Origin of the sequence: Adonisia turfae CCMR0081 (assembly GCF_011009555.1) — a bacterium.
GTDB lineage: Bacteria > Cyanobacteriota > Cyanobacteriia > Phormidesmidales > Phormidesmidaceae > Leptothoe > Leptothoe turfae.
This window is the reverse complement of the sequence record NZ_QXHD01000004.1, coordinates 7,112,236-7,124,858: the sequence shown is the minus strand read 5'-3', so window position 1 is coordinate 7,124,858 and position 12,623 is coordinate 7,112,236. Positions and strand designations below refer to the sequence as shown.

The following is a 12,623-nucleotide window of genomic DNA, read 5'->3' as shown; positions in this document are numbered from 1 at the left end:
TTGAGCAGTTTTGTGCCCTGGAACTCTTTGACTTTCCCAAAATGCATATGTATGGAACATTCTCACCAATCAAATAGGAACGCTATAAGGACCTAAAAGGCTGGAAAAGTCAATGTAATTACTGTGGTTTTATGAGAGACTCCCTGATTACTTGGATAAAGTCGTGCTTAGTGGCGACTGCTATAATGTCTGAGAAATATGTATAGGAGAATAGATTGAGCACTACTCAGTCTGAGTAAAATGCAGGTTCCTTGCTTTGACGCAACACTAAAGAAACCCCTTTGATGAAACTTTCTGGTCTAAACCCCAATACTGTTAACCGAGTCATCGAAATGGCCTGGGAGGACCGCACTCCCTTTGAAGCTATTGAGCTGCAATATGGCCTTAAGGAAAAACAGGTCATTACGCTGATGCGGCGAGAAATGAAGCATTCCAGTTTCAAGATGTGGCGAAAACGGGTTACTGGGCGCAAAACAAAACATTTGAAGCGGCGAAGCTTTGACAGTGGACGCTTCCGTTCGCAAAATCAAAAGGGTTCATAAATAGTATCACTAACCGGGAAATCCAGCTCCAGCTATGGGAATGTTGTTATCTCAGTTGTTGCTTCTTTATATTTCCTAATTTTCCAAGTCAGTAGGTTAGGAAAGTTATGAATCAGAATCTGGTCTCTCTTTGTCAGTCTTGACGTTTGATCGGCGGCGGCGACAGCGATCTGAGCAATATTTTACGTCTTCCCAACAGGCGGCCCATTTTTTGCGCCAACTGAAAGGGCGATTGCAAACAGGGCAAACTTTAGTGGGAAGATTCGATTTAGAGCGCTGACGTGCCATATGTTCCAGGGAGTGTGTTAGCTAGTGAATGCAGAATTGTAACGTCGCTCATTTGACTTTATGGACTTAAAGAAGTCAACAACTGGGCGCGGGTAATCTATACCTAATTGACATTGATACCTTTTCTGCTCCTCCATAGTGAGTTTTTCTGGCTGATGAACTTTATCTCCAGGAATTTGCATAAGCTCTGGCAGCCAATGTCTGATGTAGTCGCCAGTGGGATCGTACATACTGGATTGCTTGAGCATATTGAAGTATCGGAAGCCTCTCGCATCATTGCCAACACCTGCAGCGTAGTTCCAATTTCCCCAATTGCTACAGACATCGTAGTCAATTAATTGAGATTCGAACCATTCTGCTCCCATCTGCCAGTTAATGCCCAAATTTTTTGTGAGGAAGCTGGCAACGTTTTGTCTGCCTCGATTAGACATAAACCCGGTAACCGCTAGTTCTCGCATGTTTGCATCAACTAATGGAAAGCCTGTCTTGCCCGCTTGCCAACGTTGGAATCTTGGCCAGTCTTCTTGCCAAGCGATCATTAATCGTTGCAATCCAGTGCGGTAAAAAATGCGATCGCCATGTTTTGCACAGATAAAACGGAAAAAATCTCGCCATAATAGTTCAAATATCAACCAATAGGTGGAGTCGTTACGAACGCGTTCACTTTCGTAGGCTTGGACTTGTTCATAGATCCAACGAGGTGAAAGGCAGCCTAAGGCCAGCCATGGCGAAAGTTTGGAAGAGTAATCAGCTCCCAACATACCATTTCGAGTTTGCTTATAGTCCTTGAGACAATCCTTAGCCCAGAAGTAATCATGTAATCTTGATTGTCCTGCGTTCTCTCCACCCTTAAACATGAGAACAGCTCGATCATCAAGTAGTGGAGCACTAAGCCCTAACGTCTCTAGTGAAGGGAGTTGCCCCACGTCAACTTCAGCTAGTTTTGGTAGCTGGACAGGTGTAGGAAACACGTTCCTAACCACCACAGCTTTCTCAACTTGCTTACGGAATTTAGAGAACAGTTCTGGCAGTTGATCAATCCCAAAAGGTAGATCGTCAGGATAGTATAACGTTGCCCCCCAGAATGTTTTCAATGGGATTCCCAGCATAAGCAGTGCATCTTGGAGAGCTTTTTCAACAGCAACTTCCTCAGCAGTCACTTCATGATGGCAAAAAACTGCTTTGATGTTGAACTGCCGGGCAAGTTGTGGAATCACGTCCTCGGGTAAGCCATATCGAACAATTAAGTTACTGCCCAACTGTTTTAGCGAATGGCGCAAGTCAGCTACGCTTTCAAGCAAGAACTGCCCCCGAAAAGCTCCCGTTTTGGGGAAACCAAAAGAAGTCGTGGAAAAATGGCGTGGATCAAAGCAATAGACTGGAATAACCTGAGCATCTTGCTGAAGTGCGCGAAATATTGGCTCATGGTCATGCAGGCGTAAATCATTGCGGTACCAAACTAAATTGATCATCCGTAAGTACAATATCTGACCTTCAAAAAAACTTACTTAACTCTGTGTTCAGTCACATGGGTTGCACTCACCCATTCACCTTTTTCGTTGTAATTACGAATCAAGCGTTGACGTTCGTTGTCCGTCACGAGCCAGCCTAACTCAACAAAAAACGACTGCCGGAGTTTGAGGTGTAGAGGGGTATTACTAGATGTGCCATCAGGGAGTAATAAAATCTTTCGTGGGGTAGGACTCTCTTCAAATTGCAGGATATTACCTGTTATTTGAGCAGTTGATGTAATGGCTTGATTGCCAAACGATAGGGTTTGTTGCAAACGTCCACCATTGATTTCTTGCACGTCCAAGTGAGTTGTATAGGTCGCAGATGGCTGCCAATCAGAGTAAACCGTCAAAGCGGTCCCTTGCCACTGCCCCACCAACTGTTTAATGGTCAGGGGAGAGCGTTCAGCAGCATTTGTGCCTGTGCGAAATTCTCGAATCAGGGTAAGACTGCTCAACTCTCCTTGACGATCGTAGAGTTGGACAAAACGCAATCGACGGTTTTGAGTCACAAAACCGTATTCTGCTCCAAATTCACTAAAGGGTGCCAGTTGCAGTGACCCTTTAGTGAAGGCTCCCGTTTCGAAGAAAACCACTTGTTTTCCTAGGGAGCGATACTCCTGTGAGTAGTCTGAAACAGGAGGTTCACCGTAGCCACCAGAACCAAATCGACGAACCCTGAACTTTACTAACTGATTATCTTCGACCCCTTCCAGGTTAAGAATCGAAGGAGTCGAGTCTAAGATCTCTCCCTCCAGTGAAACTGAGGTAAACGAACCTTGCCATTCCCCTAAATTTTTTAAGAAATTTTCCCAGTTGGTCTCCATCATGAATCTGAATGGCCTCTAAAAGCCCGCGAAACTTCTGTTTAGCTACAGAAATGCTTTGCTATCTCTACAAAATTGCCTAAAAACAAGCAATATGTTCAGGCATTTGTGGACAAATCACTTCCCTTAAGACCTATCTAGATACGTCTCTCTCCATAGCTTGTGTATAAACTGCTAGAGCATTCGCAAAATGAATGTCACAGTAGTTATTTTTCTAGACTTTTGTAAACATTGTAAGGGTTTAGTAGGATGTGAAACAATATCTACTTCCCTCTTGGGGCGTAGGCTCAAAGCAGTTTTGTGATCTGAGTCTTTGGAGATTCTATGGTTGTAGGAGTTTGGGTATTAGGCGATCAACTTTGGGCTGGGCAGTCAGCGCTACTCCGCTGTGCTGATCGTAAAGCACAGACACCTGTTATTGCGATCGCATCCTCCGAGTTTGCTCGTTCTCGCCCGTATCATCGACAGAAGTTGATCCTAGTCTGGTCTGCCATGCGTCACTTTATGACCGAGCTGGAGCAGGCGGGGTGGCCTGTAACCTACGAAATAGCTGACAACTTTGAAATGTCCTTGAGGCAGTGGGGAAAGGCCAATCAGGTGACCGAACTGTTGATCATGACTCCGAATGACCGTCCCTTTGCCAGCCAAATCCAAGCTTTAGACTTACCCTTCAAACTGACATTTGTTCCAAATAATCATTTCCTCTGGACGGAAGCGGAATTTAAAGCGTGGGCAACGGGTCGAAAAACCTTACTAATGGAAACGTTCTACCGAGAAGGGCGACGACGTTTCCAGGTTCTCATGGCGGGCAAGACTCCAGTTGGGGGACAGTGGAATTATGACAAAGCCAACCGCAAACCACCCAAAGGGGATCTCAATCCGCCAGACCCTCTTTGGTTCGAACCAGATGCAGTGACTAAGACCGTCATTGAGCATGTCAGGAGCCAAAATTTCTCCTCCTATGGAGATTTGGAACCATTTCGATGGGCAGTCACTCGTCAGCAAGCCTTACAGGTATTGGAGAACTTTATTGAGCAGCGCTTAGCAACCTTTGGCCCCTATCAGGATGCCATGGTGACAGGGCAGGATACCCTGTGGCACGCTTTACTATCTCCCTATTTAAACCTGGGCTTGATTCAACCGATGGAGGTGATTCAGGCAGTAGAGCAAGCTCACTACGAACGTGCGCTGCCTCTCAACAGTGTGGAAGGACTTATTCGCCAAATTCTTGGATGGCGAGAGTATATGCATGGGCTGTATGGCTATGTAGCCGATGACGTTATCGAGTACTCCAATCGTAATTGGTTTAACCACACTCGACCACTACCAGAGTTTTTCTGGACTGGTGAAACCGAGATGAATTGTCTGCATCAAACTCTCTCCCAAGTGCAGCGCACCGGCTATGCCCACCATATCCAAAGGCTTATGATATTGAGCAATTTTGCCCTGATTACAGGGCTGTCTCCTCAAGCTGTAGAAAGCTGGTTTCACGCTGCGTTTATTGATGCCTATGATTGGGTCATGCAAACCAATGTCCTAGGGATGGGATTATTTGCTGATGGCGGACTCTTGGCCTCTAAACCCTATGCGGCCTCGGCCAATTATATTAATCGGATGAGTAATTACTGCAAATCATGCCGGTACAATGCCAAGGCCCGTATCGGTGAAGATGCCTGTCCGTTCAACTTTTTCTATTGGGATTTTCTGGATCGACATCGAGATAAACTCCAATCCCAAGGCCGTATGAGCTTTATCTTGAAGAACTTAGACAAGATGGCTGCAGAGGATTTAGCTCAAATTCACCAACAGGCAACAGATTGGCATAAGTCTTACACCGATGAGTAGCTCTACAGTAAGTAACGTGAGACGGCTTGTAAACCGGTCACCTAAAGAATAGTCTTGGAAAAGCTCTGCAGTGGTTCAGCAAGAAAAAACACTCATTTCTAACTAGAATATTAGCCAGGAGAGGGTTCCGCCTGCTGCAACCCCAAAGAGTACTATCTCCTTTACTGGCAAAAACGACATAGCTGACCTTTGATGCTGCGATCGGTGCTGCAAGGCAACATAAAAATTTGGCATCCCCAGCAAGAAGAACATAATCGCCAGAGCACTGCTGGCCTGAGGCACCTGCTGTTGCTCCAATCTGAACGGTTGTGTTGTCATGGTTATCTGCTAAAAATATCGACGGTTTGGCTCTATAAAAAAATCCAAATATAAAACCAATGGGTTAGCCAATACCCCAAGCTTCTTTAAGGATCTGACTGAAAGATGCATTCTGAAAAAGCATTAATTCTTTCAATTTCACAAGTAATATCTGAGCATCTTCATGGGAGAGCCGCTCAACTTGCTGTTCAAAGGCCTTCAGTTCAAATTGTTGCTCTAAGGAAAGTTGTTCACGGACGTTCATAGCAACCTCAACAGTGATCGTTGACCTTTACAATCGACAACTTAACACTACGTTACAAACCTTGCAAGCGTAAATACTTTATGATAAGCAATTATGCCTATGTATCCATCGTCAGTGGTTTAGTGTTGGGTTAAGGAGCTGGATAGAAGCTGCAGCCGTTATATCAGAGTCGTTTAGTGAGACCAGTGGTGCAGTCATTTTAGGTTTGCAAAATCGTATTAACAAGCATATTTACTTATGGTGTATTCATTAAGTCCATCCTAAAAGGTCAATTTAATTAAAATATAAATTAACACTCTCTTTATATTGCGTTACATTGTAGATACCGCTCCTAATTACAGCATCTTTAGCTGTTTAACGTTATGCCCACTCCTTCATTTCTCTTTTCAATTCCAGGGCCTCTCAAGGCTCAGTCCACTGTCTTTGACCTCAAAGATCGTCTTGATTGGGGCGAACCTGCTCTGACTATCATTGATGTCAGAAGTAGAGATGCTTTCAACTCAAGTCACATTACCGGGGCAATTCTAATGCCCATGGATGAATTGGTGGTAAATGCCTCTGCATCTCTTGAGTATGAACGTGACATCTACATCTATGGAAGTTCTGATGTGCAGACTGCTAAAGCGGCTTCTAAACTCCGTGAAGTTGGGTTCCACAATGTTTCTGAGCTTACCGGTGGCTTAGCAGCATGGAAAGCAGCTAGAGGTGCAATCGAAGGTGCTCTGGTAGCTGCCTAGCACTTGACCTCTTTCAGCCAAGTTCTCCTATTTTCTAAAAAACAAGCTCCTCACCATAGCCACATGGTTTGGTGGGAGCTTATTTCTTCGCGGATTGCTTTCATGAAACAGGCTTTACAAAGTAGCTCAATTGCTCTGAGTCAAAGTTATATTCATCTGTTTGACCCATGTTCTTTGACTTACTGTTGCACATATCCCGCAGTTTGTTGATAACAACAGGAACTCAAGTAAACATTCGTCACGCAGAAAGAATTCCGTCCACGAGAGCGATGCTAGTGATTAGCAACCACCGTAGTTTTCTAGACTTAACGCTAGTGATGAACGTTGCAGACAGCTTGGGAATAGAGCTCAAGTTGGTCAACGTTTTTTTGAGGAGTATACACGGCGCTCGACTGAACTGTTAGTCACAAACAACGTTACACAGCTCTCTAAGTGATAACCATGTTAACAACACCTTTTTCGGTTCTTCCTACAGAACTTTCTGTAGGGTAATTTGAACTCGTCTAAAACTTCTTTTCTTTCTGTATTGCTGCAATGGCAGCGTCAGCACTCCTTTCTCTTCAATGCAAGAGTGCAAGTAGCTGAGAAATGCCGGCCTGCTTTATTGGTCTCGGCCTTGGTTGTAAGCATTGCAACCAATCATTATTTCCGAATCTTCAATGCTTGGTATGGCGCATATGCCCTGCAAAGTCGAATAAGTAAAAGTCTAAAATCGTCGGAGTCACTCCAATGGATAAAAACGAGAAAAACTATTTAGTTGCTGTACTACCAGAACGGATACAAGCTGAGAAGGCATATTTAGCTCTACAGAAAGCCAACTTGCCTATAGAACAACTGGACATCTTAGGAAGGGGCTACAAAACTGCAGACGAGTTTGGCTTGATAAATCCCAATGATGAGGCGAAAAAGCAGATTGATTTGCTTGCAAACTGGATCATCCTGTTTGGATTCGCAGCAGGTTATTTCTTCAACTTGCTAACTGGTATTGAAATCATTAGCTGGTTTGGCAATGTGGGCAATCACATTTTAGGTGGACTCTTTGGTGCAGCAGCAGGGGCTTTTGGTGCTTTTGCTACAGGTACTTTGTCTGGTTGGACCGTCAGCAGCAAGGATGCGATCGCTTATCGAAACCGATTAAATTCGGGTAAGTATCTCATTATTGCCCAGGGAACATCTGCTTTCATTCAAGAGGCAACCCAGTTACTCCGCAAGTACGGTCCTGAAAACTTGCAAGGGTATGTTGAGACCAGTCGAGTGTAATTCCTTTGATTGCTCAAAAAGAGTACAAAAAATCTAAGAATGGGATCATGATCGCATGGTCCCTGATATTCTCATCACTTCCCTCCAAATATTGCATCTGCCCAAGTATCAGCTTTGGGAGCAGTTTCTGAAAGTATAACCTTAGCCACATCTGGGAAATACTGTTGCATACAACTATCGCAAACGCCATGGGTAAACTCGACATCTGAATAGTGTTCGATAAACTTCGCAACAGTTAACCAAGAGCCCTGGTCATTGCGAATACCTTTACAGTAGGAACAAATTGAAATACGCCCTTCTATCAGCTCGATTCAGCAGGGGTATCCAGAACTTGATACTGTCTAATTAAAACACTGTCAGCCCCTTCTTATATTTTGACTTAGCATTTCCAGGGTGTAGTAAAGACAGGTGAAACCGCCGTGAGCCTCTCAATCAGCATCATTGATGTATTCCATGTTTCACTCCAGGGGCTCAGCTTGCTATACTGTCTAACTATAAATATGAACTTTTATAAAGCACTTTTTCAAATGGATAGTGTTTTGATAGCTTAACCTTTCTCATTAGAGCGGCAAAGTTGTTACATCTACCGCTGATTCATTGCTCTCAGATACTTTGGCGGGTTCAAGATTATTTCACCAGTGTGTATGTAGTCTTGCGTATGGATAACAAGTTATTTTGCATTATTTCTGTGGCCACAGCAGATTTTTAGATGGCTAGCACTTTGATTTGAGGTTTATCGGGTATGAATTTATTAATGCGCGTGGAAAAGTGGTGCCTTTGGGGCCACGTTCTCTCGATGGTATTTGGTTTAGCAGGGTTACTTTGGGTAATGCCTCATCCAGAGATTTTGGAATATTTACCAGCGGGTTCCACTCTTTACAGCTGGAGTTTAGCAGGTGGTGGAGTGGCCTATATCCTAATGGGAGTAGTCACTACCTCTCTTTATTGTTATCGGACTATTGGGCTTAAGGCACTGCTCGCTTTTTTGATACCCGCTATTAGTGTGTCTTTGTCTTGTGAATTATTGGGTACCAGTACTGGTTTGCCATTTGGCGACTACAGCTACCTCAATGGTTTGGGCTATAAGATTGCTGGGTTAGTTCCGTTTACTATTCCTCTGTCTTGGTTTTATTTAGGCATTTCCTGCTATTTACTGGCGCGAGGTGGCCTCCTGACGAAAGGCCAGTCTGGTCTGTGGCAACTACCAGCCTTAACGACAGGGGCGTTATTGCTCATGTCTTGGGATTTCGTGTTGGACCCAGCCATGAGCCAAACAGCGATGCCATTTTGGTATTGGCATACACCAGGAGAGTTTTTCGGTATGCCATATCAGAATTTTGCCGGTTGGTTTTTCACTGGGTTGATCTTCATGTCTATCGCGGCCACTTTCTGGCGAGAAAATGGGCATGTTAATAGGCTGACTCGTTCCGAGCTATCTATACCCTTGATTATCTACATGGCCAACTTTAGCTTTGCCATGTTGATGAGCTTAGCAGGCGGCATTTATACTCCTGTGTTTCTAGGACTGATTTTGGGTTTGTTACCAGCCTTCATGTGTTGGTTGACTGCCCCCATCGATAGCGACTTAGTCATGGTGCAAATACGGTTACGACCAACCGTTGAAATGCATACGGCTGGGGTATCTGAATCGTGATAAATGTGGCTACTTTGATGCAGGAGGTAGATGGGCTCAGTGCTATCTCACTTATCCTGCTGGCGGTTCAGCTACCAGCCGTGATGGTATTGTTATCACGGCTGTTCAAAGGCCCTACCCGTCGTCGTCCACTCCAACCTCGGTCAGCAGCACCAGACCAATCAGGTGCTGTGAGTGTGGTGGTACCAACGCTTAACGAAGCTAAACGGATTACTCCCTGTCTACAGGGCCTAAGGCATCAAACTGATGAAGTGCGTGAAATTTTGGTGGTGGACAGTCACTCAACAGATGGAACTCGTGATTTAGTTAAAGCTGCCCAGGCAGAGGACTTCCGATTTTGTTTATTGACCGATGATCCCTTACCCCCCAATTGGGTAGGACGTCCGTGGGCTCTCCACTATGGCTATACCCACAGCTCTCCCCATAGCAAATGGGTATTAGGTATTGATGCTGATACCCAACCCCAACCTGGTTTGGTAGCAGCATTGATATCAGCAGCTGAGGAGGAAGGTTATGATCTAGTCTCTCTATCTCCTCGATTTATTCTGAAGACCCCTGGTGAGATATGGTTACAGCCTGCACTGTTGATGACTTTGGTGTACCGCTTTGGTCCTACAGGTGCTAATAATAATTGTTCAGAACGAGTCATGGCCAATGGCCAATGCTTTCTTTGTCGGCGAGAACTGCTAGATCAGCTGGGAGGTTACACCATTGCAAGAACATCTTTTTGTGATGACGTTACCCTTGCCCGATACGCTGCTCACGTTGGGGCAAAAGTAGGCTTTTGGGATGGAGCTTTGTTGTTAAAAGTTCGCATGTATGAGGGGATGGAGGAAACCTGGAAAGAATGGGGACGCTCTCTTGATCTCAAGGATGCATCTTCGCAAAGTCAGGTTTGGAGCGATTTGTGGTTTTTGACCAGTGTGCAGGCGTTGCCATGGCTAAGCCTACCTATCCTACTGTTAGGCGCTACTAATCCCAGCCTATCGCTAAGGCTAACTATCGGATTAAATGGCGGTCTGATTGCAATTCGATTTGCCTTACAGTTTGCAATTTCGGTTTCCTACGATTTGACTCAGGCCCAAGGAAAGTGGTTATTTTGGCTATCGCCTTTGGCCGATCCACTGGCAGTTTTACGCATTATGTTATCCTCACTTCGCACACCTAAAAGCTGGCGTGGACGGAAGTATGATCTAAATAACGTGCCGTTAGCTTAATTGAATTTCAGTCTTTTACTATAACACCACTGGTGGTTCTGTTTTCAAAGTGAGTAGAGGACCATCGCTCGTGCATGTGTCAAACATTACATCAGCATACTAGATCCCGAAGAGCCGTTTGGTGGGAGCTTGTTTCTTTATAAATTATCTTCTGGGCAACAATTCTTATTTTGAAGGAAAAACAATCACCTTCCAGCTAACGGTGCAAATAACCTGTGCAAATGGAGCGCAGCGAAATTGGCATCCGCGTTCATTAGCTTGTTATGTACTCTCCACTTTCCTCGCAACCACTGCCATATCAACAGAATTTGTGGAAAAAGCCGAGCCTGCGACATCAGAGTAACACTCTACGACCTCAAATCCATTCTCTTCAAACTCTTCACGTAATGAATCCTGGCTGAAATATTGCAGCCAGTTATAGACAACACGGATTCTCTTCTCTTCAACTATAGTGTATTTATCAAGTGTTACTTTTTCCTGGTCATATTTGAATGTGTTCAGGAATCCATAATAATTTTCAGAAGACCAAAAATGATCGAGTTGGTTATATTCGTATGTTACAACCTCATCCCTATTATTGAACGCATTTAATGAATGAACGTCCAATAGGACTGATCCACCAAGCTTTAGAAAATTGTGAAACTTGGCAAGTATTGTTTTTCTCTGCGATGGGCTTAACGCACAATAGTCACAAAAAATCATCGTAATGAGATCAAATCGTTTCTCAGTCTCAAACGCCAAGTAGTTTTGTTGACAGTATGTAATATTCAATCCTCTTTGGTCAGCGATCTTTTTTGCATACCGAATAGACCTTTCGGAAAAGTCGATCCCGGTAACATCAGCATTATTTTCAGCAAACAGAGTGGTGTACAACCCTGGCCCACACCCAAAATCAGCAATACTTGTATTTGAATGGATGCCAAAATGAGACACTATCCACTTTACAGATCGGGCTATAAAATCTTTATTTCGGGATGAGAGGTCAACAGCCTCATTCAAATGATATTCAAGCATTTTCTTTGATGTATACTCATCAGTCCATAAATCTTCTGCCGTATAGAACTGAAAAGGCATAGGGCGCGAGTTTATTTCTTCTAATTTATTAAACATAGATGTCTTCTTTATTATTTTCCACATAACGATGAAGATAAGCGGCGGCAGATAACTGTGCAACACCACCAAGATTTCTCAACCGTCCGCTTCATCAACTTGTTAGCTGGCGGCTAGAGATAGCAACCCATCCTTGAAACCCTATAATTTGGCTTGTCCAATCATTCAAGTCAACAATCCGGTATTAAATCAGTTACAACTAGAGAAAATCCAATTACGGAGTATTGAAATGATAGGAGCACTAACATTAACAGCGGCACAGGCAATCGCCGAAATCGCTCTGGATAAATTTGTCGAGGGGGGATCCGGAGAATTGGGTAAAAACTTAACCACAGCTCTTACCCAGAAGGTCATGCAGCTTGGTACCGTCGTCTGGAATAAGATCCACGGCATTAGACCAGCAGTGGCAGCACTGGAGGGAGCCACCCAGGACAAGCCAGAAGAAGCGCAAAAGCTAAAGAAATATTTGTTCAAGCTATGGGAGGATGATCAGTCGGAGTTTGCTCAAGCGGTGAAAAAGCTGGCGGATGAACTGCATTTTGAGTTGACCCAAATTGAAGACAACAGCTCAATGACCCAAATTAACCGAGAAAATGCTAGAGGCTGGCAGATAAAGGTAACCGGGGGCACGGATACGCAAATCGGAGAGATTCACAATCATGGCTGATAAGTTGATTGAGCAACTGTGCCAGCGATTGGGAGAAAAGCTGCAAACCTCTCCAAACAGTGGATTGAATGACCTGATTAGTTATTTGCAAGAGTTGATTGAGGCCGATGCCAGCCTGAAAAGGGCACTGACGGATAAGGCGGTGCAAATCAATCAAGGAGATGCGACAGGCTATCAGGTGTTGGTCGAGGGAGGTCAAGCTTACATTGGTACCCACTTGCAGGTCACAGATCCTAGCTTAGTGGAATCTGCCCTAGATAGGATTCTGGCAGCTTATCTTTCTAGACCTGTAGGTATTCCCAGCAATCTGCCTTTGAGTGGGGTGGTGAAGTTTGTAGGACGAGAGGAGCCCTTAGCCCAAGTGCATGAGAAGTTACAAGCTGCCTCGATGGTTGCCGTCACC

At 44.5% G+C, this 12,623-nt stretch carries 13 protein-coding genes and 1 pseudogene; 8 read left to right on the top strand and 6 right to left on the bottom strand.

Going from position 1 to position 12,623, the window contains the following annotated elements; all coding sequences use genetic code 11:
* Positions 1-284: 284 nt before the first annotated feature.
* Positions 285-542 carry a TIGR03643 family protein gene (locus DXZ20_RS34425; RefSeq protein WP_163703059.1) on the top strand — a complete coding sequence of 86 codons (258 nt, stop codon included), beginning with the start codon at positions 285-287 and terminating at the stop codon, positions 540-542.
* A 105-nt stretch (positions 543-647) separates the two neighbouring features.
* Here DXZ20_RS34425 and DXZ20_RS34420 read toward each other — a convergent pair whose 3' ends face one another.
* From DXZ20_RS34420 to DXZ20_RS34410, 3 genes are read right to left on the bottom strand one after another with little or no spacing between them, the layout of a single operon-like run.
* The gene (locus DXZ20_RS34420) at positions 648-830 is read right to left on the bottom strand and encodes a DUF2256 domain-containing protein (protein WP_163669231.1); all 183 of its coding nucleotides are present in this window, start codon (positions 828-830) and stop codon (positions 648-650) included.
* 17 nt (positions 831-847) lie between these two features.
* On the bottom strand, positions 848-2,302 hold the full coding sequence (locus DXZ20_RS34415; protein WP_163703058.1) for a DASH family cryptochrome: 1,455 nt from the start codon (positions 2,300-2,302) through the stop codon (positions 848-850).
* A 32-nt stretch (positions 2,303-2,334) separates the two neighbouring features.
* Positions 2,335-3,171 carry a DUF3598 family protein gene (locus DXZ20_RS34410; RefSeq protein WP_163703057.1) on the bottom strand — a complete coding sequence of 279 codons (837 nt, stop codon included), beginning with the start codon at positions 3,169-3,171 and terminating at the stop codon, positions 2,335-2,337.
* 321 nt (positions 3,172-3,492) lie between these two features.
* Here DXZ20_RS34410 and DXZ20_RS34405 point away from each other — a divergent pair, with 321 nt between their 5' ends.
* A complete protein-coding gene (locus DXZ20_RS34405; RefSeq protein WP_163703056.1) occupies positions 3,493-5,013 on the top strand; it encodes a cryptochrome/photolyase family protein in 1,521 nt (506 codons plus the stop codon).
* Between the two features lie 102 nt (positions 5,014-5,115).
* On the opposite strand, the gene DXZ20_RS34400 is transcribed toward DXZ20_RS34405, so the two are convergent.
* Together DXZ20_RS34400 and DXZ20_RS34395 are read right to left on the bottom strand one after the other, a co-directional pair.
* Positions 5,116-5,331: a hypothetical protein gene (locus tag DXZ20_RS34400; RefSeq protein WP_163703055.1), complete on the bottom strand. Its 216-nt coding sequence runs from the start codon at positions 5,329-5,331 to the stop codon at positions 5,116-5,118.
* Between the two features lie 64 nt (positions 5,332-5,395).
* Positions 5,396-5,575: an NblA/ycf18 family protein gene (locus DXZ20_RS34395; RefSeq protein ID WP_163669221.1), complete on the bottom strand. Its 180-nt coding sequence runs from the start codon at positions 5,573-5,575 to the stop codon at positions 5,396-5,398.
* A gap of 362 nt (positions 5,576-5,937) precedes the next feature.
* On the opposite strand from DXZ20_RS34395, the gene DXZ20_RS34390 reads away from it, so the two are divergent.
* The 4 genes from DXZ20_RS34390 to cruG all read left to right on the top strand — a co-directional run bounded on the left by DXZ20_RS34390 (position 5,938) and on the right by cruG (position 10,443).
* Complete coding sequence (locus DXZ20_RS34390; RefSeq protein WP_163703054.1) at positions 5,938-6,312, top strand: rhodanese-like domain-containing protein; 375 nt, start codon at positions 5,938-5,940, stop codon at positions 6,310-6,312.
* A 729-nt stretch (positions 6,313-7,041) separates the two neighbouring features.
* Entirely contained in the window at positions 7,042-7,572 is a 531-nt protein-coding gene (locus DXZ20_RS34385; RefSeq protein ID WP_163703053.1) for a hypothetical protein, read from the top strand.
* 742 nt (positions 7,573-8,314) lie between these two features.
* Positions 8,315-9,226, top strand: a complete 912-nt coding sequence (gene cruF, locus DXZ20_RS34375; RefSeq protein ID WP_163703052.1) for a gamma-carotene 1'-hydroxylase CruF — start codon at positions 8,315-8,317, stop codon at positions 9,224-9,226.
* A gap of 17 nt (positions 9,227-9,243) precedes the next feature.
* The gene (gene cruG, locus DXZ20_RS34370; RefSeq protein ID WP_163703051.1) at positions 9,244-10,443 is read left to right on the top strand and encodes a 2'-O-glycosyltransferase CruG; all 1,200 of its coding nucleotides are present in this window, start codon (positions 9,244-9,246) and stop codon (positions 10,441-10,443) included.
* A 261-nt stretch (positions 10,444-10,704) separates the two neighbouring features.
* Here the strand turns inward: cruG and DXZ20_RS34365 are convergent, their stop codons facing one another.
* The gene (locus DXZ20_RS34365) at positions 10,705-11,553 is read right to left on the bottom strand and encodes a class I SAM-dependent methyltransferase (protein ID WP_163703050.1); all 849 of its coding nucleotides are present in this window, start codon (positions 11,551-11,553) and stop codon (positions 10,705-10,707) included.
* 229 nt (positions 11,554-11,782) lie between these two features.
* Between DXZ20_RS34365 and DXZ20_RS34360 the strand changes: the two genes are divergently transcribed.
* Positions 11,783-12,220: a hypothetical protein gene (locus DXZ20_RS34360; RefSeq protein ID WP_163703049.1), complete on the top strand. Its 438-nt coding sequence runs from the start codon at positions 11,783-11,785 to the stop codon at positions 12,218-12,220.
* Positions 12,213-12,623 (top strand): annotated as a pseudogene (locus tag DXZ20_RS34355) (NB-ARC domain-containing protein); the annotation flags it as partial. The gene DXZ20_RS34360 and the pseudogene DXZ20_RS34355, both read left to right, overlap by 8 nt.

Excerpts from the sequence above, each read along its gene's own strand:
- DXZ20_RS34425 (WP_163703059.1), top strand. The coding sequence starts at position 285 with ATGAAACTTTCTGGTCTAAACCCCAATACTGTTAACCGAGTCATCGAA.
- DXZ20_RS34420 (WP_163669231.1), bottom strand. The coding sequence starts at position 830 with ATGGCACGTCAGCGCTCTAAATCGAATCTTCCCACTAAAGTTTGCCCT.
- DXZ20_RS34415 (WP_163703058.1), bottom strand. The coding sequence starts at position 2,302 with ATGATCAATTTAGTTTGGTACCGCAATGATTTACGCCTGCATGACCAT.
- DXZ20_RS34410 (WP_163703057.1), bottom strand. The coding sequence starts at position 3,171 with ATGATGGAGACCAACTGGGAAAATTTCTTAAAAAATTTAGGGGAATGG.
- DXZ20_RS34405 (WP_163703056.1), top strand. The coding sequence starts at position 3,493 with ATGGTTGTAGGAGTTTGGGTATTAGGCGATCAACTTTGGGCTGGGCAG.
- DXZ20_RS34400 (WP_163703055.1), bottom strand. The coding sequence starts at position 5,331 with ATGACAACACAACCGTTCAGATTGGAGCAACAGCAGGTGCCTCAGGCC.
- DXZ20_RS34395 (WP_163669221.1), bottom strand. The coding sequence starts at position 5,575 with ATGAACGTCCGTGAACAACTTTCCTTAGAGCAACAATTTGAACTGAAG.
- DXZ20_RS34390 (WP_163703054.1), top strand. The coding sequence starts at position 5,938 with ATGCCCACTCCTTCATTTCTCTTTTCAATTCCAGGGCCTCTCAAGGCT.
- DXZ20_RS34385 (WP_163703053.1), top strand. The coding sequence starts at position 7,042 with ATGGATAAAAACGAGAAAAACTATTTAGTTGCTGTACTACCAGAACGG.
- cruF (WP_163703052.1), top strand. The coding sequence starts at position 8,315 with ATGAATTTATTAATGCGCGTGGAAAAGTGGTGCCTTTGGGGCCACGTT.
- cruG (WP_163703051.1), top strand. The coding sequence starts at position 9,244 with ATGCAGGAGGTAGATGGGCTCAGTGCTATCTCACTTATCCTGCTGGCG.
- DXZ20_RS34365 (WP_163703050.1), bottom strand. The coding sequence starts at position 11,553 with ATGTTTAATAAATTAGAAGAAATAAACTCGCGCCCTATGCCTTTTCAG.
- DXZ20_RS34360 (WP_163703049.1), top strand. The coding sequence starts at position 11,783 with ATGATAGGAGCACTAACATTAACAGCGGCACAGGCAATCGCCGAAATC.